Genomic DNA, 19,273 nt, shown 5'->3' with positions numbered 1-19,273 from the left:
GGCTTTTTCATCACCATGATTGTTAAAACAGCACTTCGCCTGCTGCCCCTGGCCTTCTGCGCGCCGCTGTTGGCCACGGCAGCCCCCTTGACCCTTGAACAGGCCCTGCAAGAAGCCGGTGACGGCGCCGGCACGGCGTCGGCCAGTGCCCAGTTGCAGGCCCGCTACGCTGCCCGCGACCAACGTGACAGCGAAAGTGGCTGGGAGATGTTCGGCAATGCCAACGTCGGCCGCTACCATGAACTGGTCACCGAAAACCTTCGCGACGACTACTACGGCCGCAACGCCGCGATCGGTGTGCGCTACCCGCTGCTGGGCAGCCTGCGCCGGCGCATGGATGCCGTGCGCGCCAGCGAGCATGACGCGCAGCTGGGTGAAATCGAACAGGGTTACCAACGCGCCCGCCAACGCCTGGCAGTGCGCAGCGCCTACGCCGACTGGTGGCGGGCCACCCAGGAACAGCAACTGTGCCAGGGCGTCGAGGCAGCCGCCCAGGACGCCGCGCAACAGGTTCGCAAACGCCTGGAGGGCCAATGGATTCTGCCTTCCGACGCCCGCCTGATGACCAGCGAATGGACTGCCGTGACCCACCGCTGCGCCCTGCAGGCCGACTTGCTGGACGATGTGCGCACCAGCCTGCGCAGCCTGGGCGTGGACGTGACGGCCGCTGACACCCCCCAGGCCACTGCCCTGGCCAGCCACCCACAGCCACTGCGGGCCTGGCAAGACCAACTGCAAAGCAACCCGCGCATGGCCCGGCGCAATGCCGACCTGGCCACCGCCGAGCAGGACCGCAAGCGCCCCTGGTACAGCGCCATCGAGTCGTATTTCAGCGTGACCCAGACGGTGGAACAGCGCAGCGGTGCCGGTGACAACGGCAGCGGCCTGAGCGCTGGGGTGACCTTTTCGGCGCCCGTGGACCTCATGGACTACGGCTCGGCCCGTGGCCGCGAAGGCGAAGCGCGCTACCAGGCCGCCGTGCAGGCCCAGGAGCAGGAACGCGGCAACTTGCTGCGCGAACTGGGCAAGGTGCTGGAGCAGCAACGGCGCAACGTGGATGAATACCTGTGGCGCAGTGAGCGCCGCCAGGCCGTGGACCAGATCATCGGCGAGCGCCGCCAGCGCACCGGCCTGGACGCCGGCGAGGCCAGCCTGCGCTTGCTGCAGGCCGAGGTGGACCACTACAACGCCGGCTTCGCGCAAATCGCCGCCTGGCATGCGGCGTGGCTGCAAGACGCAGCCCTGCGCCTGTTCGGCGACGAGGGCCCGGCGTTCGACGCGTTGCTGGGCGGGCAGTCGCTGCAGTGGCAGGGCAGCGCCACAGCGCCGGTGGAAGCCCATTGGCGCCAAGGCACCTACCTTTGGCACAGCCAGGCGCTGCTCGACCCCAGCCAGCAGGACCGGCAATTGCAGGCGCTGAAACAGGCCGGTATGCAGGTGGTCAATGTAGGCCTGGACGGCGGCCAGGTCGCCGACATGGCCGCAACCCAGGCATTGCTCGCCCAGCTCTTGCGCCGCGCCCACGCCCAAGGCCTGCAGGTCAACCTGCTGCTGGGCGACGCGACCTGGATCAAACCCAGCCAGCGCCCACAATTGCTTGCCCTGATCCAGCGCCTGGGCGCCCTGCCCTTCGATGGCCTGCACCTGGACCTGGAAGTCGAACAGTTGGGCTGGCCGGTCCCGGACCAGCGCCTGCGCCAGTGGCTCGACACCGTACGCGAAGCCAAGGCTGCGAGCCCCTGGCCCCTGAGCCTGTCCAGCCACCCGCGCTGGTTCAGCGACGAGGCCCGGCGCACGCCGTGCGTGCCCTGCGAGTTGCCGCATCTGGGGGTGAGCCAGGTCAGCCTGATGATTTTTACCCGCAACCCCGAGTCCAGCGCCACCAAGGCCCTGGCCATCGCCCGTCAATGGCCGGCACTGCACCTGCGCCTGGCCCAGAGCGTTGAGCCGGACCAACCCGCCGACCTCAGCTGGGCAGACGCCAATGCCCAGCAATTGCAGGCCCAGGCCGCGCGCTGGCAGCAAGCGTTGCAGCCCGCCGGGCTGACTGGCATCGACTGGCAATCCTGGACCGACTACCCGAGAGCCCCATGAAGATTCGATTCAACAGCCCCAAAGAGCAGCACCCCACCCAGGACAACGGCATGCAGGTGCTGTATGCGCCTGGCAAACGCCTGGCGTTCCGCTTGCGCTGGTACCTGATCCTGTTCCTCATCCTGCTGCCGGCCTTGTGGCTGGCAGGCCGCTACGGCCTGGACCTGTTGCGCATCGAGGCCCCGGCCCTGGTGCGCCTGCCCACCCTGGATGTGCGCGCATTGCAACCGGGCGAGGTACGTGCCCTGCGCGTGCAGGCCGGTGACCACGTGGAGGCTGGCACGCCGCTGGTGGACCTGGACAACCCCGAATGGCGCCTGCGCCTGACCTTGCTGCAGGCCGACAGCACGGCCACCGTGGGCACCAGCGCCGACCTGGGGGCCCACAGCCGCGCGGTGCTGCAGAGCCTGGTCAACCGTGCCGCGCAACGGGTAAGCGATACCCGCCGGTTGGTACAGCAAGGCGCCGCCACCCGTGGCGAACTGCTGGACGCCCAGAACGCCCTTGATAGCCGCGAAGCGGAATTGCTGGCCTTCGAGCGCAGCGTGAGCAACGGCGGTAACACCGAGAACCAGCGCTACGAGCAACAGCAGCAACGGGAGCGTCAGTGGTTGGGCCAGCAACTGGCACGCATGAATGTGGAGGCCAGCGAGCGCGGGCGCGTGGCCGAAGTGATTACCGCCCCCGGCGAAAACGTTGGCCCTGGGACCTTGCTGATGCGCCTGGAGCGCAATGGCCCGGCGCAATTGTGGGTGTACCTGGACCCCAAGGATGTGGAACATGCCACCCCGGGTTCAGCCCTGGACGTACGCCTGCCCAATGGTCAATGGGTAGGCGCCCAGGTGATCAATCCGGCTGAAAGCGCGAACCCGCTGCCCAGCGATCTGCGCAAGCCGTTCAGCAGCCCTACCCGAGGCTTGATGGTGCCGGCGCGCTTCACCGAGCCGCTGGCCAACGAGTGGCGAATAGACTCGCTGCCGGTGCGCGTCCGCTTCCCCCACCAGCACTTCAGCCTGTTCGGCCTGACCCTCTGACCCCGGCGGCACCCGGCACCGCATGCTCCGACGACGCGGCCAGGTCCGCTGCTGCACCGACCGCGTAGCAGCGGACCCGGCCGCGTCACTCACACCGCGCAGCACCTGCGGTTTAGGGAACGGCGGGGCGTACCAAAGCTCTACACTGTGAACGGGCGCCGTGCAGGCGCCTTCTCCATGCTGCTGGAAGGAAGATCCCGTGCCCCGACTTGGCCTGCCCCTGCTGTGGAGTTTTTCCCTGTGCTGCGCCGCCACCTGCGCCAGTGCCGCCAGCGAACCGCCGTTGACTCCGTCCCCGAGCAACTGGCGGCCAGCGGTATTCACCACGCGCCACGAACCGACGAGGGCTATGAAAACAACGACGGTGCCCTGCAACGCGGGTCCATCTGGAAGTGGCGCTGGAACGCGTTCATCCATCATTTGCCGCCCCCACCGGCAAACGGTTATGCCTTCCCCATGGCCCACCCGGACATCCCCTGGCTGAAAGCCAACCGTAGCACCAATACCCTCACCTGGATCGGCCATTCCACGGCCCTGGTCCAGGTCAACGGCGTCAATGTGTTGACCGACCCGGTGTTCTCCGAGCGTGCGTCGCCCTTTACCTTCGCCGGTCCCAAACGCCGCACCCCGCCGGGCATGGCCCTGAACGAGTTGCCGCACATCGACGTGGTACTGATTTCCCATAGCCACTACGACCACCTGGACACCGCCAGCGTCCAGGCCCTCAACGCGCAGCCCGGTGGGCCACCGCGCTTTCTGGTACCGCTGGGCATCAAGGCCTGGTTGGCCGGCAAGGGCATCGACAATGCCGAGGAACTGGACTGGAGCGACCACACCCGTGTCGCCGGCCTGGACTTCTGGTTCGTGCCCGCGACCCATTGGTCCGCACGCAGCTACACCGACCGCAACGAAACCCTGTGGGGCGGTTGGGCGGTCAAGACAGTGCCGGGGGCCGCCCGCCCCTACTCGTTCTACTTTGCCGGCGACACGGGATACTCCAGCGACTCACGCCGCATCGGCGCAGCCTTCGGCCATTTCGACCTCGCGTTGATTCCGGTGGGTGCCTACGCGCCCCGCTGGTTCATGGGGCCGCAGCACGTCGACCCTGAACAGGCGGTGAAAATCTTCAAGGACGTGGGGGCGAAACAGGCCGTGGGAATTCACTGGGGCACGTTCGAGCTGACCGATGAACCGCTGGATGAACCCCCGAAGAAACTCCACGAAGCGACCCAGGCGGCGGGTTTGCCGGAGGGCGCCTTCACGGTGTTGCAGCATGGGCAGATGATACGCTTGAAGCCGTAGGGCACCTCTGCCCGACCCGCCGGGCCTTCATCAGCCGTGAACCGCCTCGGGCCGTGCGCAGCGCAGGCAGTCGCGGCCCGCGCGCTTGGCGTCATACAGTGCGCTGTCGGCCGAGGCGATCAAGGCATTGGCGCTGACCCGCGGCGCGATCGCGGCCGCGATGCCCAGGCTGATGGTCACACGCGCCCCTTCGCCCAGCACAGGGTGCGGCACCGCCAGCGCTGCCACCGCGGCGCGGAAGGCTTCGGCCAGCTCCCGGGCCCGGGCGGCATCGGCATCCACCAGCACGATGAGGATTTCCTCACCCCCAAACCGAAACGCCAGGGCCCCATGCTCCTGGGCCGTGCGTTGCACCGCGCGGCTGACCTGCTTGAGGCACGCGTCCCCCTGAAGGTGGCCGTAGTTGTCGTTGTAGGCTTTGAAGTGGTCGATATCCAGGAGAATCACCGCCACGCTAGCCGGCTCCTTGGCGGCGGCCGCCCAGATAGACCCCATGACCTCGCCCTGGTAGCGACGGTTGAACAATTGGGTCAGGGCATCCGTCCTGGCCAGGGCCATCAACTGCACCTGCAGCAAACGCCCGCGCAAGGCGAACAGATAACTCAAGCGGCTGGCGCGCTCCAGGAAATAAGAGGCCATCAGCAACAGCGCCACCGTGGACACGAACAACAGCGCGTTGGCCTGCCAGATCCGGATATCGGCGAAATCCGCCAGGTACGTGGTCACCAGCTGAATCACGAGCATGCACAACATCGCCACGGAGGCGTACCGCATGGGCAACTGCTGGATCATGGTGCAGTACACCATGATCAGCAGCATGCCCAGCTGGTAGTGCAGCCGGTAAGGGCTGTCGCTGTAGATCATCACCACCAGGGGCATCAATGACGACACGACCGTGCCCGTGGCTGCCAGGGTTTCCACGGCCCAGCGCCGCGTCAGGCGCTGGCCGAAGTACAGCAAAGCGACGAACATCGGCGTGATGAGGCACAACCGCCCTGCTGCCACCCAGGCGAATTTATCGCGCAAGGTCAGCCAGTCGCTGAGCAGGAACAGGTTGTAGACCAGTGCCCCCCGATGCCCACGGCGGTGATGAACCTCAGCCGCTGCTGGACGGTGTCGCGCTGGTAACGCTGCTCCAGGTCGCGGCTGAAACGCAGCGTGCGCACACCGGCGGCAATCGTGAGTTCGACCTGCGCCAGAATGTGCGGATCGTCGGGGCTGGAGCTGTCGGGGGCAGGAACAGGCATGCGGCACCGGGTCATTGGGTTCAGGTCGGAGTGAGACAGTACCAGGAGGTGTTCGTGCCCATGTCCGTGGCGGTTCTGGTGTTAAGGCTCTGTACGAAATGCATCCCAACTCGGCCATGCTGCGTTGAAAACAGACTCGGAATGCTCATTTACAACACGTAAACTCCGCTTCCTCGCCTGCCATACAGACCCTAGTGCAGGACATCAGGGTATCGGCCAGCTACTGCTAAAGATGAAGCCGCTTGTCGGCACTACCTGCTCTTTGGGCCAACCTTCAGCCGCGTGATCGCACGCCTCCTGAAACCCAGGTGCTGCGCTCTGCGGTCACGCCTCGAATTGCTCGGCGAACACTTCCACCAAAAACTCCATCACCGCCCGCAACAGTGCTGAATGCCGCAGGTCTTGGTGCACCACCAGCCAGATCTCCGGGCAGAACGCCTCGCCCTCCCACGGCAGCCGCCGCAATTGCGGGTCATTGTCACCCATGAAGACCGGCAGGCCGGCCACGCCCACACCCGCGCGCGCCGCAGCGTGCTGGGTGGTGATATCGCTGAGACCACAGGCGATGGGGCGCCCCGCCGCGACCCTGACCAGCCATTTCTGATGTTCGCGATCGGCCCACTGGCTTTCGTAGGCGATGAACGCCCAGCGCGCTGGAACGTCGGCGTATTCATAGCCGAGGCTGGCGTATAACGCACAGGGCATGTTGCCCACCTTGCGAATGACACTCTCCAGCTCGGTGGGCCGGTACAACCGGACCGCGATATCGGCTTCACGGCGGCCCAGCGACACACTCTGGGTCTGGCCGGCGATGGACAGTTGCACGTGGGGATAGCGTTGGCGGAACGCGCCCACCCTACCCGCCAGAAAATTGCTCGCCAGCACCGGCGGCGCGCTGATGGTCACATGGCCCGCGGTGGGCGATTGCTCGGCGCGCACGGTCCGCTGTACCGCGAAGGCACTGGCTTCCATATCACCGGCCAGCTTGAACACCTGCTCACCCACGGCAGTGAGCAGGCAAGCCCGTGGCAACCGGTCGACCAGGCGTACCTGCAACTGCGCCTCCAGCGCACTGAGCCGCCGGCTGACCGTGGCATGGTCGACCTTCAAGGCCCGGGCCGCGCCAGACAGGGTGCCCGCCTGGGCAACGGCGAGGAAAAAGCGGAGGTTTTCCCAATCGAACATCGGTGCGTTTTCTCCAGTCATCCATGCGCAATTGCGGAATTTTCGCACAATGCGTCGGGCTGTAGCTTAGGGGCCTCAACCAGGAGGTCAATTCATGTTCGCTATCCCCCGCCGCACGGCTCGCTGGGTCCAGGTCGCCACGTGCCTGGGCTTTTTCATGGTGCTGATGGACATCAGCGTGGTCAACGTAGCGTTGCAAGCGTTGCACGAGGAGCTGTCCGCCGATATCACGGCCCTGCAATGGGTGGTCAATGGCTACGCGCTTGTGTTCGCGTCATTGCTGCTGACGGCCGGCACTTTGGGTGATCGGCTGGGTGCCAAGCGCCTGTTCATGCTGGGGTTTGGCCTGTTCTCGGCTGCCTCGCTGGGCTGCGCACTGGCCCCTGGCCTGGCTGCCCTGGTCGGCTGGCGGCTGGTTCAGGGACTGGGTGCCGCATTGCTGGTACCGACCTCGCTGTCCCTGCTGCAACAAGCCTTCGACAATGACCATGAACGCAGTCGCGCCGTGGGCTGGTGGGGGGCTGGCGGCGCCGTTGCGCTGGCGGCAGGCCCCGTGGTCGGCGGCCTGCTGATTACCGCGTTTGGCTGGCGCAGCCTGTTTTTCATCAATGTGCCGGTGGGGATGATTGGCCTGTGGCTGGCCGCTTCCTACGCACCCCGTTCGCCGGTACAACCCTTGCGCAGTCTTGATATCCCCGGGCAGTGTCTCGCGGCGCTGACCATGGCCAGTTTCACCTTCGCCCTCACCCAGGCGAGCCAGTGGGGCTGGTCCAGCCCGATGATCGTACAGGCCTTGATCGGCAGCCTGCTGCTGGCCGCACTGTTCATCTGGCGGCAGTCACGCGCGGCTCGCCCGATGTTGCCGCTGGGTCTGTTTCGCGCCGCGGCACTGCGCAGCGCGGTCGTTATCGGCTTGGTGGCGAACCTGGTGTTCTACGGTGTGGTGTTCACCCTCAGCTTGTATTTTCAAGGCATCGAGCAATTCACCCCCGAACAGGCAGGCCTTGCGTTCCTGCCGATGATGGCCGTACTGATGCTCATCAACATCCTCGCCGGCCGGCTGACACGCCGCGTTGGCCCGCGCTGCCTGGCGACCAGCGGCCTGCTGATATCGGCGGTGGGTTACCTGCTGCTGATACCTGCGCTGGCCATGCCTGGTTTCGGCTGGTTGATCGTACCGATGCTGCTCGCCGGGGGCGGCATTGCCCTGACCATTCCCACCATCACTACGGCCACCCTGGCATCGGTGCCCGGTGAACTGGCAGGCATAGCCTCGGGGTTGCTCAATGCCGCGCGGCAGGTGGGAGGCATCATCGGCGTGGCGTGGTTCGGGTATCTGGTTCGGGACCCGGCGCCCCAGGCATTCAGGCTGGGGCTGCGAGAGGCACTGTTCGTGGCAGTGGCCACCTTGCTGCTGGCGGCAGTGGCGGCGTTCAGGGGCTTGCCTGCCGCCACGGGTGGCGAACGCGCACCGTTGGCCCGCGCGACCACCGGCTCTACGGGGTAGCAGGGCTGCCGGCAAGTTCCAGCAACCGCCCCATGAACAATGCATTCCCCACGGCCGCACCGCGCGCGGTGTTGTCGAAAATGCACCATGTGGGCACGCCATCGGCCAGCGATGCTTCGATCTGCTGCGCCAGGTGTTCGAGCCAGTTGTCTTCGTACGCGCTGTAGTACAGGCGCGGCGTCCCATGCAAGCGCCAGTACCGGACGCCCTGCCAACCGCCTGGCCGGGTGTCGGTGCTCAAGCGCGAAGGGTCGACCACCGCCTGGGCGATGCGGTAGCTGACCAACAAGTCACCGGCCTCGGCCCACGACTCATGGCGCGGCTCGAGGACGACGTCGCCGGAGTACTGGGCCCTGAGCGTGCGGAAAAACGCCTGCGCCGCGCCAGGATCGAACGCCAGTGAAGGGGGCAGTTGCACCAACAGGCAGCCCAGCCGCTCTCCAAGGGCCGAGCACTGGGAAAGAAAGGCTTCCAGCAGGGCTGAACTGCCCTGCAAGCGTTGCTCGTGAGTGATGGCCTTGGGCACCTTCACGGCAAAGCGAAACCCCTGCCCCACGCTCGCCGCCCAGCGGGCATAAGTGGCGGGGCGATGGGGACGGTAGAACGCACTGTTGATCTCCACCGCATTGAGCCGCCCGGCATAACGCTGCAAGTGGCTGCCAACGCTGGCGAACTCGGGCCAGTATTCGCGGCCCAGTGTCCAACCTGCGCACCCCAGGTAAAGGCGCCGGCCGTTCAAAACAGCACGGCCCGGGCATCACGCAGGAGGATCTCGACGGTCTTGGGCCCTATGCCCTCGAGCGCCCGCAGCCGCGCCTCGAACGCTGGACAGTCGCCGCTGGCCAGGTGGATGTCCAGGTCAGCGGCGGTGGTAGGGTCATTCACGGTGTGCACCTGCAACGCCAGCGAGCGGATAGGAGTGTTGACCGCAGGACCGTGAAGTTGGTTGCAGGCAACCAGCCGCCGGGGGCGACGCCGGCCTGCGACCGTCCCCCCTGACCCTCGGGTTGGTGCATAATGGGCGGCACACCTTTGGCTGTTCGCCAGAGCCGGCCGTCGCTCGCGACAGGGGAATTGCAATGACACTTCGCCCACTCACCCGCGGGGTCGCGCTTGCCCTGGCGCTGGTGCTGGTGGCTGGCTGTTCCAGCCAGTCGGCCGCCTCCCGGTGCTACGCCAAGGCCCTGCCGAGCCGCGGCGAAGGTAGCCTGGCCTGGGGCGCGAACCCTGGCGCGGCACGCAAGAAGTCGCTGCACAACTGCGCGCTCTACGCCGAGCGCTCGGGGGGCACGCCGCGTACCTGCAAAGTCGTGCTGGAACAGTGCAAGTAGCCTTACTCCATTGAGCGAAACACCATGAACCGTCGCAAGAAAATCAGTCAGCTGTTGAAAGCCCACGCCAAGAAAGCCAGCGCCAAACTGGCCCCCAAAAGCAAGCCTCAGTACATCAGTAAGGCAGACCGTGCCAGGCTGGCCGCCGAGGAGCAGGCGCATGATCCCGTTGCCGAGTCTGACGGCGTGCAGGGGTGATGGGCACGGCGACCGAATGCGATATCATCGCCTCACAATTATTTGAGATGGCTTTACGGATGAAGATCAAGATCGAAAAAAACAACAATGACAGCACCTGCCTGGTCTGGCTGAACGATGCCCCGGTCACCTTCCGCAACGAGGAAGAAGCTCACGCCTATGTCGAGCAACTCAAGGCACGGCTGGAAGCGGCCCCCGTATTGGTACCCGAAGCTCGTGACTGAGCAGACCGTCTCGTACTTCCCTCATGGACCCGCATATGATCAAGGCAATCAAGCAAGTCAACGATGCCCTCGACCAGCAGATGGAGCTCAATTTCTTCCTCGCCAACCAACTCATTCAGCTGTCGCCTGCCCACGAACGTGACCCGTTGAAGCAACAATTGCATGCCCGCCTCAGCGCCCTGCGCGAACACACCCTCATGGCCGCCAGCACACTGGATGCCCTAAAAGAGCGCCCTGCCCTTGCTAGAAGCGGCGGCCTGACGCGGCTCAAGCGCTGGATCACGCGCTACTGAGCCCATTTGCAAAAACACGTTCGGCTTCGCGTACGGCAGCCGTTCGTGTTTGTCGCGCTGCAAGCGCGCCCTAGCCTCCATCTTCCCCGTTCACGGCTGGATCCAGTGTCCACCCTTCGTCGCCCCCGCCTATTCCCTCGGGACGGCTGTGATATACCGAAAGGGTCATGTTTTCAGTGAGGTGAACACCATGAGCACGCTGCAATGCACCCATCGCGATCACACCATCACGGCGCAAGTGGAAGAGCATCCAGGCATTCCGACGCCGTGGGCGGGCGGTTGCCGCATTACCACGCCGGACGGAAAACAAAGCCGGCGGCTGGCGTTACCGGTAAACGCGGCATTCCTGTCGGAACTGGAGAATGCTCAGCGAGCGTCACTGGCCCATGGCAGGTGGTTGGTGGACCAGCACCTCGACCATCAGCAGGCATTGTTCTGAGATAAGGAGGGTGGCAGTGGCGTGGCATTGCGCGTTGTGCAAGCGGGTATTCATGGCCGGGAAAACCGTTATACTGGTTAACGATTATTCCAACAAAAAGCCCGATGCCCATGGCCATGCCCAGCACCCCCGCCCCTGCTTCTGACCCGCTGGATACCGGCGTGCTAGACGATCTCATTGGTTACGCGCTGCGGCGCGCGCAAATTCAGGTATTCCAGCACCTGGTCGAGCGGTTGAACGCTTACGACCTGCGCCCTGCGCAGTTTTCCGCCCTGGCGATCATCGCCCAGAACCCCGGCCCCACCCAGGCAGAACTGGCCAAGAGCCTGGCCATCGAGCCCCCCCAGGTGGTGCCGATGGTGAACAAGCTGGAAGAGCGCGGCTTGGCCCTGCGCGTGCGTTGCAAGCCGGATAAACGTTCCTACGGGTTGTTCCTGAGCAAGGCGGGCGAAGCGCTGCTCAAGGAATTGAAGGAAGTGGCGGCACGCAGCGACCAGGAGGCCACGGCGAACCTGAGCACGGAAGAGCGTGAGCAACTGCGCGCGCTGCTGCGCAAGGTGTATCAGGGCTGACGACCCGGTAGCATCGGACCTGGCCGCGTTGCGGTACCTGCGGTGGGCCTGATGGTGCGCGGCGTCAGTGACGCGGCCGGGTCCGCGGCTACGGGGCTTTGGGTGCGTCTGCGACGGCAGGCGCCAGGGTCGCCGGCAGGTTCAGTTGTTCCATGGCCATGGGCCGCGCGAAGTGGTAGCCCTGGGCCTGGGCCGCGCCCATTTCACGCAGTAGGCGCAAGGTGGCTTCGTCCTCGACGCCCTCGGCTACCACCGGCAGGCCCAGGGAGTCGGCCATGCGCACGATGGCGCGGACGATGGCGCGGCTGCGCTCGCTGGCGGTCAGTTCGAGGATGAAGGATTTGTCGATCTTCAACCCGCTGAAGGTGTATTGGTGCACATAGCTGAGCGACGAGAAACCCGCACCGAAATCGTCCAGCATCACGCTCAAGCCATGCTCGGCCAGTTGCTGCATGGTCTGTCGGGCTCGTGCGGGCTCGGCTACCAGGCCGCCTTCCGTCAACTCCAGGCACACGCGGTGGGCCTCGATGCCATGGCGCTGCAGCAGGGCCAGCACCTCGCCGGCAAACTCCGGGCGCGTGATGCTGTAGCTGGAACAGTTGACGTGGACGGGCGGCCAGTGGGCGTGCTCGGGCATGGCCAGGGTTTCAGCGATACGGTTGAGCATGTACAGGTCCAGGCGGCCGATCAGGCGAAGACCTTCCAGCGCAGGCAGAAACTCACCGGGCGCGGTGATACGCCCGTCGGCCTGGCGCCAGCGGATCAAGGCTTCGAGCGCTACCACTGCGCCGGTCTCGACGCTGACGATGGGCTGGAAATAGGCCAGCAATTCATCGTCGCGCTTGAGCGCATTGCGCAACGCCCCTTCACGCTCCATCTGGTCGCTGACTTCACGGCGCACCTGCTGGTTGAACACCGCAAAGCTGTCGCGGCCAGCGTTCTTGACCCTGTACATGGCGGTGTCGGCATCGCGCAGCAGGTCCGCGGGCTCGTGGTGGAACTGGGCGTCGGCACTGACAATACCGATGCTGCAGGACGAAAACACCCCATGGCCGTCAATGTTGAACGGCAGGTCGAAGGCCAGCAGGATGCGTTCAGCCATGTCGACCGCGACGTCCAGATCGGCCTCGGGCGCCAGCACCGCGAACTCGTCGCCGCCCAGCCGGGCCAGCACATCATCTGCGCGCAGGCAGTTGCGCAGCCGGGTGGCGGCCTGGGTCAGCAGCAGGTCCCCAAAGTGGTGGCCGAGGCTGTCGTTGACCATCTTGAAGCGGTCCAGGTCGATGAACATCACGACCAGCGGGCGCTGTTCAGCACGGAACGCCGCCCAGGCCTGTTGCAGGCGTTGTTGCAACTGGCTGCGGTTGGGCAGCCCGGTCAGCGCATCATGGGCGTTTTCATGCTGCAATTTGGCATTGGCGTGGTCCAGCTCGCGGGTGCGGCTCTGCACGCGTGCCTCGAGCATCAGGTTAGCCGCCTGCACCGCCTCGGCGGCACTGCGTCGCGACAACGCGGTGTCGATGTGCCTCGACACGAAAGTCAGCAATTCCTGGTCGCGCTGGCTGTAGCGGATCACCGGTGAATAGCTTTGCACCACCAGCACCCCACGCACCTGGGTGCCTTCGAACAGGGGGATGCCCAACCAGGACTGTGAACGCACCGGCCCGGGGTTGTTGGCGATCTCACCGGCGGCCATCAGGGCGCTGGCATCGTCATAGTCGATCAGGCACGGCCGACGCTGGCGGATCACGTACTCGGTGAGCCCGCGCTGGCCACGTCGCGGTGCGGGTGCCGCGGCGCTCTGTTCATCGATGTAGTATGGAAAGGTCACCTCGCCGGTGACCACTTCGAACAGCGCAATGTAGAAGTTGCGGGCGAACAACAGGTCGCCGACGATCATGTGCAGGCTCTGGAACAATTCGGCCATGTCGCCCTGCTGGCTGGACAGTTCGGCGATCTGGAACAGCGCGCTGTGCAGGTGTTCGGCGCGTTCGCGCTCGATGACCTCCAGGCGCAGCGCGTCGTTGAGTTCGGAGAGTTCCTGGGTGCGTCGCGATACGGTTTCCTCCAGGTCCATGCGGTGCAGAATCCGGTCCAGCGCCATCGCCACATGGCGCGCCACCACCAGGAACAGCTCGCGGTCCTCGGCACTGTAGATGCGCGACACTTCGTAGACCTGCATGGCAAGCATGCCGAACACTTCGTCCGACGCATTCTTCAGCGGCGCGCCCATCCAGAACTCGGGGCGGTGGCCCACTGGCGCGAACCGGCCCTCCTGCTCGGCCCGGCGCATGGCGCTGGCGTCAACCATCAGCGGCTGGCCAGTGGTAAGCACATACCCGGTCAGCGACAGGCACTTGGGGTCCAGGTATTCGTGGCTTTGCGCTTCCATGGCGTCGTTGTCGATGATGTCGACGTAGTAGGGGTAAGACACCTTGTGGGCCTGGGCGTCATAAAGGGCCAGGTAGAAGTTTTCCGCATCGATGAGCGTGCCCAACTGCTGATGCACCCCTTGCAGGAAGACGCCGCGGTCATGGGTAGAACTGGCCAGGTAGGTGATTTCATACAGCACCCGCTGGGTCATCTGCGCGCGCGCCAGCGCCTCGCGCTGCACGCGGATGCCCAATTCCCGGGCCAACTGGCGCAACCGTGGTGGGTGAGCGTCGTTGCGCGCCGCCAGCAACCAGCCCAGCGCCTGCTCGCCCTCCCCCGTTGGCCAGCAGTGCAAGCCTTCGGCGCGGCAGAATCCCATCAGGTCACGCCGCGCCAGGCTCGCCGGCCATTGGCAGAAAGCACCACCTTGCGCCGCCCGGTGCAGCGGTTCGCCATCGCGATACCACACCCACGCACCGCTGTGCGGCCAGGCGCGAGCGGCAGCCAGCACCTCATCGATCGAAGCTACTGCGTCGGCACCTGGCAGCAGGCACGACTCATCGGGCAAAAGAGGGGAATTCAAGGAGACGCTCCAGCAAAACGGACGGTCGCATGACTACTGTATCGGCAGCCGCGGGCAAAGATATAGCCCCGGGCCACCATCGCAGCCCCGCACTTTTTGCCTTGCGGCCTGCGACGATGGTTCTAGACGCGCTGGCGCGGCTTTTTACTGCACAAATATTTCCCTGGTGGCATAATAATGACCGGCAATCGCACAGGTTCGCACCCGCCCGAAGGCCGTTGTATTGACACAGATCATGGCGACTGATATCTGTTAACTATCCAGTTAGTTTCGCCTTCAGGGCCAGCCAGCTGCTAGTGTTACCCATAACGATATTGCTCGATAATAAAAACAACGGAGACACCCATGGATCAAGTATCCACCGAGTCCCACGGCTCGAAACAGACCAAGAAAGCGACCGCCAGCGGCTGGATTGGCTCGGCGCTCGAATACTATGACTTCTTCATCTACGCCCAAGCCGCGGCGCTGATTTTCCCGCAGATCTTTTTCCCGTCTACCGACCCGAAGATCGCCATTGTCGCCTCGTTGGCCACCTATGGCGTGGGTTACATTGCTCGCCCCATAGGCGCTGCGTTCCTAGGCCACTGGGGTGATACCCGCGGCCGCAAGAACGTGCTGCTGCTGTGCATGTTCCTGATGGGCTTCGCGACCATGGCCGTGGGCCTGTTGCCGACCTATTCGCAGGTAGGCCTGTGGGCACCGGCCCTGCTGGTAGTGCTGCGCCTGATCCAGGGCTTTGCAGTGGCCGGGGAGATCTCCGGGGCCAGTTCCATGATCATGGAGCACGCGCCCTTCGGCAGAAGGGGCTACTACGCCAGCTACACGCTGCAGGGCGTTCAGGCCGGGCAGATCTTCGCCGCGGCGATCTTCTTGCCCCTGGCCTACTTCATGCCCGACGACGCGTTCAACGCCTGGGGCTGGCGCATTCCGTTCCTGCTCAGCGCCGTCGTGCTGATCGCCGGTTACATCATCCGTAAAGAAGTCCATGAAACCCCGGCCTTCGTGAAGGAAGAAGCCAGCACCGAGCTGCCCAAGGCACCCATCGTCGAAGCCTTCCAGAACAACTGGCGCAACATGTGCCTGGTGACCTGCATGGCCCTGATGAACGTGATCCCGGTAGTGGCCACTATCTTCGGCGCGGCCTACGCCGTGCAACCGGCCTACGGTATCGGCTTCTCCAAGAGCGTGTATCTGTGGATCCCGGTAGTGGGTAACATCGTCGCGGTGCTGGTGATTCCCTTCGTGGGCAACTGGTCCGACAAGGTTGGCCGCCGGCCGATGATCATCGGTGGCGCCCTGGGCTCGGGTCTGCTGGCGTTCGGTTACCTGTATGCCATCAGCATTCACAGCGTGCCGCTGGCCTTCGCCATGTCGCTGCTGATGTGGGGCGTGATCTACCAGGGTTACAACGCGATTTTCCCCAGCTTCTACCCGGAACTGTTCCAGACCCGCTACCGCGTGTCGGCCATGGCCATCTCGCAGAACGTGGGCACCATGATCACCGCATTGCTGCCAGCCCTGTTCGCTGCCGTGGCGCCGCCCGGCTCGGACAACATCCCGATGACCGTGGGTGCGCTGGCGTTCGGCATCACCGTGATCGCCGCCCTCGCCGCCTACGCCGCCAAGGAAACCTACCGTATTCCAATGGCCGACCTGGGCAAGCGCGATGCCAAGGAAGTGGATAAGAAGGATTACCTGCAGATGAGGATGCAGGGCGTCAAGTAACGCTCGGTTGCCACGATAAGCTGCAAGGGAAAGCCCTGGTGTCGAGAGACACCAGGGCTTTTTCGTGAAGGCTGCAGTGAAGCCACCTAGCCGCGTCTGGCAACCCCTACCGGCCGCCTCCCAGATCCAGAAAACTCCCGGTCGTATAACTCGCCTGCTCCGACGCCAACCACAAGATCGCCTCCGCCACTTCATGAGGCTGGCCGCCGCGTCCCATGGGGATGGCTGGCTCCAGCTTGCTGACCCGGTCAGGGTCGCCGCTCAGGGCGTGGAACTCGGTGAAGATGTACCCCGGGCGCACGGCATTGACGCGTACGCTCTCCCCCGCCAGTTCCTTGGCCAGGCCGAGGGTGAAGGTGTCCAGGGCGCCCTTGGAAGCGGCGTAGTCGACGTACTCTCCCGGCGAGCCCAGGCGCGCGGCGACCGAAGACACGTTGACGATACTGCCGCCCTGGCCACCGTGGCGCGTGGACATGCGCAGGATGGCGTGCTTGGCACACAAGATGGGGCCAGCCACGTTGCTCTTGAGCAGCTTGAGCAAGCGGAATTCGGACATTTCATCCACCCGCGAGGTGTGCCCCACGGTGGCGGCGTTGTTGACCAGCACGGTGACCGTGCCCAGTTCCGCATCGACCCGGTTGAACAGGTGCACCACCTCGTCCTCGACGCTGACATCAGCCCGCACGGCAATGGCCTGGGCCCCCAGCTCGCGCACTTCGGCCAACGTGGCCTGGGCGGCCGCTTCGTCCGACAGGTAGTTGATGCACACACGGTAACCCTGGCGGGCGGCCAAGCGCGCAGTGGCGGCACCGATGCCGCGGCTGCCGCCGGTGATGACGATGACTTTATCCATGGACTTCGGTGCGCTCCTCATGGGGTACGGCGTTATCAGGATGTCGCTTGCTTCTCCCGCGGGGACCGGCGAAGCGCGGGAAGCAAGCGCCATGAACTCAAGGCTAGACGCCGACCCGCTGCTGCCGGGTTTCAGCGGCATGAATATCCGCCATGAAGCGCTCCGCTGGCAAGGGGTGGCCCAGCAGGTAGCCTTGCAAGGCATCGCAGCCCAGGCGAGTCAGGAAGTCTTGCTGGTTATCGGTTTCCACACCTTCGGCGACGATGCGCAAGCCCAGGGCCTGGCCCAGGGCGACGATGGCCGAGACGATGGCGGCGTCGTCGCTGTCCTGCTCCAGGTCGCGAACAAAGCCCCGGTCGATTTTCAATTCATTGGCCGGCAGACGCTTGAGGTACATCAGGCTCGAATAACCGGTGCCGAAATCATCGATGGACAGGTCCACCCCCATGTCGGACAGGCGCCGCAGCACGCTCATGCTGGCGTCGGCATCGTTCATGGCGGTGGTCTCGGTGATTTCCAGGGTCAGGTTGGTGGCCGACAGTTCATGGCGCTGCAACGCTGCCGCCACGCTGGCCACCAACCCCCCGTGGCAGAACTGCAAGGCCGACAGGTTCACCGCGATGCGCCAGTGGCCGTAGCCCTGCAGCGTCCATTCGCGCATTTGCCGGCAAGCCTCGTCCAGCACCCAGTCGCCGATGACGATGATCAGGCCGGTCTTTTCCGCCAGCTCGATGAAACGGTCAGGGCCGAGCAGGCCGAGCTCCGGATGTTGCCAGCGCAACAGCGCCTCGGCGCCGACCGGGCGGCCACTGGCAGCGTCAAACTTGGGCTGGTAGTGCAAGCGCAACTCGCCGCGCTCCACCGCCACCCGCAAGTCCTGGATCAATTGCAGCTGCTTGCGTGCATTGGTGTTCATCGAGCCATCGAAGAAACTGTAGCCGTTCTTGCCCGCGCTCTTGGCATGGTACATGGCGGCATCGGCGTTCATCAGCAGTGCGTGCTGGTCGCTGCCGTTGCCCGGGTACAGGGCAATGCCGATACTGGCCGACACTTGCAGGTTCTGCTCGCCCACCCGGAACGGCTGGGCGATGAGGTTGACCTGTCGCGCGGCTACCGTGGGGGCGTCGTTGGGTTCGTTCAGGGCCACCAGCAGCACGAATTCATCGCCGCCGATGCGCGCCAGGGTGTCCTGGCCATGGAGGTTGCCGCGCAGGCGCAGGCCCACCGCGCGCAGCAATTCATCACCCATGTGGTGGCCGAAGGCGTCATTGACCGGTTTGAAACCGTCCAGGTCGATGAACATCAGCGCAAAACAGCCACCGTTCTCGTCGACCATCTGGATGGCCTGGGCGATGCGGTCGGCCAGCAGCATGCGGTTGGGCAGACCGGTGAGGTTATCGTGCAGGGCCAGTTGGGTCAGCTCGCGGTTGGCCAGGCGCAGGGAGTTGGCCAGGTCCGCGGTACGGGCCTCCATGCGCGCGTCCAGCACCGAGGTCAGCAGGGTAATGCCCAGCACCGCCAGGCTGGTGATCAAGACCATGTAGTCCAGGCCTTTGCCGGTCAGCCCGCCACCGGCGGCGCCGCAGACGCTACCCTCGGGGAACATCGCCGCCGCCATGCCGGTGTAGTGCATGCCGACGATGGCGATGCCCATGACCACCGAAGCGCAGCCCCGGGCGAGCAGCACATGGGGCGTGGCCCGGCGCAGGCGAAAGGCAATGTAGAGCGCGGCGGCCGAGGCACCGATGGCGATGACGATGGACCCGGCGAACAGCGCGGTGTCGTACTCGATACCCGGGCTCATGCGCATGGCCGCCATGCCGGTATAGTGCATGGCGGCGATACCGCTGCCCATGATGAGTGCCCCGAACGCCAGCTGCCGGTGGGGCAGCCGCGGTTGGCTGACCAGCCACAGGGCGAACCCCGAGGACAGGATGGCGATCAGCAGCGACAGGCTGGTGAGCTTGAGGTCATACCCCAGGGCGATGGGCAGGCTGAACGCCAGCATGCCGATGAAATGCATGGACCACACGCCAATGCCCATGGACAGCGACCCGCCGGCCATCCAGAGGTGCACCGCCCTGCCCTTGGCAGTGGCGATGCGGCCGACCAGATCCAGCGCCGTGTAGGAAGCCAGCATCGCCACACACAACGAGATCACGACCAGGGTGGGTGAATAACTACCAATCAGCATGCGACTCTCTAGACCTGCAATCCGGTGCGTTCCCTGCTCGTAAATGATCAGGATTGTACGCAATTAAACGCTTGTTTGCTTGCGCGGAGCGCCTGGATGCGGGGCTTTGGCGCGATGTC

The 19,273-nt window shown here is 64.9% G+C and carries 17 protein-coding genes and 1 pseudogene; 11 read left to right on the top strand and 7 right to left on the bottom strand.

Features of this window, described 5'->3' with window-relative positions; all coding sequences use genetic code 11:
• Positions 1-15: 15 nt before the first annotated feature.
• The 3 genes from HWQ56_RS11520 (at position 16) to HWQ56_RS11510 (ending at position 4,430) form a co-directional block, all read left to right on the top strand.
• Positions 16-2,094 carry a hypothetical protein gene (locus HWQ56_RS11520; RefSeq protein ID WP_176570557.1) on the top strand — a complete coding sequence of 693 codons (2,079 nt, stop codon included), beginning with the start codon at positions 16-18 and terminating at the stop codon, positions 2,092-2,094.
• Positions 2,091-3,128 (top strand): HlyD family secretion protein, encoded by a 1,038-nt coding sequence (locus HWQ56_RS11515; protein WP_176570556.1) that lies wholly within the window; start codon positions 2,091-2,093, stop codon positions 3,126-3,128. The genes HWQ56_RS11520 and HWQ56_RS11515 overlap by 4 nt, the downstream gene beginning before the upstream one ends.
• A 240-nt stretch (positions 3,129-3,368) precedes the next feature.
• Entirely contained in the window at positions 3,369-4,430 is a 1,062-nt protein-coding gene (locus HWQ56_RS11510) for an MBL fold metallo-hydrolase (protein ID WP_209008709.1), read from the top strand.
• Positions 4,431-4,460: 30 nt separating this feature from the next.
• Here HWQ56_RS11510 and HWQ56_RS11505 read toward each other — a convergent pair.
• Positions 4,461-5,677 (bottom strand): annotated as a pseudogene (locus HWQ56_RS11505) (GGDEF domain-containing protein).
• 324 nt (positions 5,678-6,001) lie between these two features.
• Positions 6,002-6,862 (bottom strand): LysR family transcriptional regulator, encoded by an 861-nt coding sequence (locus HWQ56_RS11500; RefSeq protein WP_176570554.1) that lies wholly within the window; start codon positions 6,860-6,862, stop codon positions 6,002-6,004.
• Positions 6,863-6,956: 94 nt separating this feature from the next.
• Here HWQ56_RS11500 and HWQ56_RS11495 point away from each other — a divergent pair, with 94 nt between their 5' ends.
• On the top strand, positions 6,957-8,369 hold the full coding sequence (locus tag HWQ56_RS11495) for an MFS transporter (protein WP_176570553.1): 1,413 nt from the start codon (positions 6,957-6,959) through the stop codon (positions 8,367-8,369).
• Here HWQ56_RS11495 and HWQ56_RS11490 read toward each other — a convergent pair.
• Both HWQ56_RS11490 and HWQ56_RS11485 read right to left on the bottom strand, forming a co-directional pair.
• Entirely contained in the window at positions 8,359-9,108 is a 750-nt protein-coding gene (locus tag HWQ56_RS11490; protein ID WP_158157025.1) for a DUF72 domain-containing protein, read from the bottom strand. The genes HWQ56_RS11495 and HWQ56_RS11490 overlap by 11 nt on opposite strands.
• Positions 9,105-9,254 (bottom strand): hypothetical protein, encoded by a 150-nt coding sequence (locus tag HWQ56_RS11485; protein WP_158157023.1) that lies wholly within the window; start codon positions 9,252-9,254, stop codon positions 9,105-9,107. Before HWQ56_RS11485 ends, HWQ56_RS11490 begins: the two co-directional genes overlap by 4 nt.
• Positions 9,255-9,448: 194 nt before the next feature.
• Here HWQ56_RS11485 and HWQ56_RS11480 point away from each other — a divergent pair, with 194 nt between their 5' ends.
• From HWQ56_RS11480 to HWQ56_RS11455, 6 genes are all read left to right on the top strand, one after another.
• Entirely contained in the window at positions 9,449-9,700 is a 252-nt protein-coding gene (locus HWQ56_RS11480) for a hypothetical protein (RefSeq protein ID WP_158157021.1), read from the top strand.
• A 24-nt stretch (positions 9,701-9,724) separates the two neighbouring features.
• On the top strand, positions 9,725-9,898 hold the full coding sequence (locus HWQ56_RS11475) for a DUF2986 domain-containing protein (protein ID WP_176570552.1): 174 nt from the start codon (positions 9,725-9,727) through the stop codon (positions 9,896-9,898).
• Between the two features lie 59 nt (positions 9,899-9,957).
• Positions 9,958-10,122: a hypothetical protein gene (locus tag HWQ56_RS11470; RefSeq protein WP_158157017.1), complete on the top strand. Its 165-nt coding sequence runs from the start codon at positions 9,958-9,960 to the stop codon at positions 10,120-10,122.
• Positions 10,123-10,157: 35 nt separating this feature from the next.
• Positions 10,158-10,415: a hypothetical protein gene (locus tag HWQ56_RS11465; protein WP_176570551.1), complete on the top strand. Its 258-nt coding sequence runs from the start codon at positions 10,158-10,160 to the stop codon at positions 10,413-10,415.
• A 190-nt stretch (positions 10,416-10,605) separates the two neighbouring features.
• Positions 10,606-10,854, top strand: a complete 249-nt coding sequence (locus tag HWQ56_RS11460; RefSeq protein WP_158157013.1) for a hypothetical protein — start codon at positions 10,606-10,608, stop codon at positions 10,852-10,854.
• Between the two features lie 110 nt (positions 10,855-10,964).
• Complete coding sequence (locus HWQ56_RS11455) at positions 10,965-11,426, top strand: MarR family winged helix-turn-helix transcriptional regulator (protein WP_158157011.1); 462 nt, start codon at positions 10,965-10,967, stop codon at positions 11,424-11,426.
• Positions 11,427-11,514: 88 nt separating this feature from the next.
• Here HWQ56_RS11455 and HWQ56_RS11450 read toward each other — a convergent pair whose 3' ends face one another.
• Complete coding sequence (locus HWQ56_RS11450) at positions 11,515-14,367, bottom strand: bifunctional diguanylate cyclase/phosphodiesterase (RefSeq protein ID WP_425331960.1); 2,853 nt, start codon at positions 14,365-14,367, stop codon at positions 11,515-11,517.
• 360 nt (positions 14,368-14,727) lie between these two features.
• On the opposite strand from HWQ56_RS11450, the gene HWQ56_RS11445 reads away from it, so the two are divergent.
• The gene (locus HWQ56_RS11445; protein ID WP_176570549.1) at positions 14,728-16,107 is read left to right on the top strand and encodes an MFS transporter; all 1,380 of its coding nucleotides are present in this window, start codon (positions 14,728-14,730) and stop codon (positions 16,105-16,107) included.
• Between the two features lie 106 nt (positions 16,108-16,213).
• Here the strand turns inward: HWQ56_RS11445 and HWQ56_RS11440 are convergent, their stop codons facing one another.
• On the bottom strand, positions 16,214-16,960 hold the full coding sequence (locus tag HWQ56_RS11440; RefSeq protein ID WP_158158168.1) for an SDR family oxidoreductase: 747 nt from the start codon (positions 16,958-16,960) through the stop codon (positions 16,214-16,216).
• Between the two features lie 103 nt (positions 16,961-17,063).
• Positions 17,064-19,154 (bottom strand): putative bifunctional diguanylate cyclase/phosphodiesterase, encoded by a 2,091-nt coding sequence (locus HWQ56_RS11435; RefSeq protein WP_176570548.1) that lies wholly within the window; start codon positions 19,152-19,154, stop codon positions 17,064-17,066.
• Positions 19,155-19,273: the final 119 nt, after the last annotated feature.

It is taken from the genome of Pseudomonas eucalypticola, assembly GCF_013374995.1.
Classification (GTDB): Bacteria; Pseudomonadota; Gammaproteobacteria; order Pseudomonadales; family Pseudomonadaceae; genus Aquipseudomonas; species Aquipseudomonas eucalypticola.
Note: the sequence above shows the minus strand (reverse complement) of the source record. Positions and strands in the feature narration are given on the sequence as shown.

What these genes read in the sequence shown, in the direction of transcription:
- HWQ56_RS11500 (WP_176570554.1), bottom strand. Translation starts at nt 6,862, where the DNA reads ATGTTCGATTGGGAAAACCTCCGCTTTTTCCTCGCCGTTGCCCAGGCG.
- HWQ56_RS11435 (WP_176570548.1), bottom strand. Translation starts at nt 19,154, where the DNA reads ATGCTGATTGGTAGTTATTCACCCACCCTGGTCGTGATCTCGTTGTGT.
- HWQ56_RS11515 (WP_176570556.1), top strand. Translation starts at nt 2,091, where the DNA reads ATGAAGATTCGATTCAACAGCCCCAAAGAGCAGCACCCCACCCAGGAC.
- HWQ56_RS11440 (WP_158158168.1), bottom strand. Translation starts at nt 16,960, where the DNA reads ATGGATAAAGTCATCGTCATCACCGGCGGCAGCCGCGGCATCGGTGCC.
- HWQ56_RS11480 (WP_158157021.1), top strand. Translation starts at nt 9,449, where the DNA reads ATGACACTTCGCCCACTCACCCGCGGGGTCGCGCTTGCCCTGGCGCTG.
- HWQ56_RS11495 (WP_176570553.1), top strand. Translation starts at nt 6,957, where the DNA reads ATGTTCGCTATCCCCCGCCGCACGGCTCGCTGGGTCCAGGTCGCCACG.
- HWQ56_RS11475 (WP_176570552.1), top strand. Translation starts at nt 9,725, where the DNA reads ATGAACCGTCGCAAGAAAATCAGTCAGCTGTTGAAAGCCCACGCCAAG.
- HWQ56_RS11520 (WP_176570557.1), top strand. Translation starts at nt 16, where the DNA reads ATGATTGTTAAAACAGCACTTCGCCTGCTGCCCCTGGCCTTCTGCGCG.
- HWQ56_RS11445 (WP_176570549.1), top strand. Translation starts at nt 14,728, where the DNA reads ATGGATCAAGTATCCACCGAGTCCCACGGCTCGAAACAGACCAAGAAA.
- HWQ56_RS11460 (WP_158157013.1), top strand. Translation starts at nt 10,606, where the DNA reads ATGAGCACGCTGCAATGCACCCATCGCGATCACACCATCACGGCGCAA.
- HWQ56_RS11455 (WP_158157011.1), top strand. Translation starts at nt 10,965, where the DNA reads ATGGCCATGCCCAGCACCCCCGCCCCTGCTTCTGACCCGCTGGATACC.
- HWQ56_RS11465 (WP_176570551.1), top strand. Translation starts at nt 10,158, where the DNA reads ATGATCAAGGCAATCAAGCAAGTCAACGATGCCCTCGACCAGCAGATG.
- HWQ56_RS11470 (WP_158157017.1), top strand. Translation starts at nt 9,958, where the DNA reads ATGAAGATCAAGATCGAAAAAAACAACAATGACAGCACCTGCCTGGTC.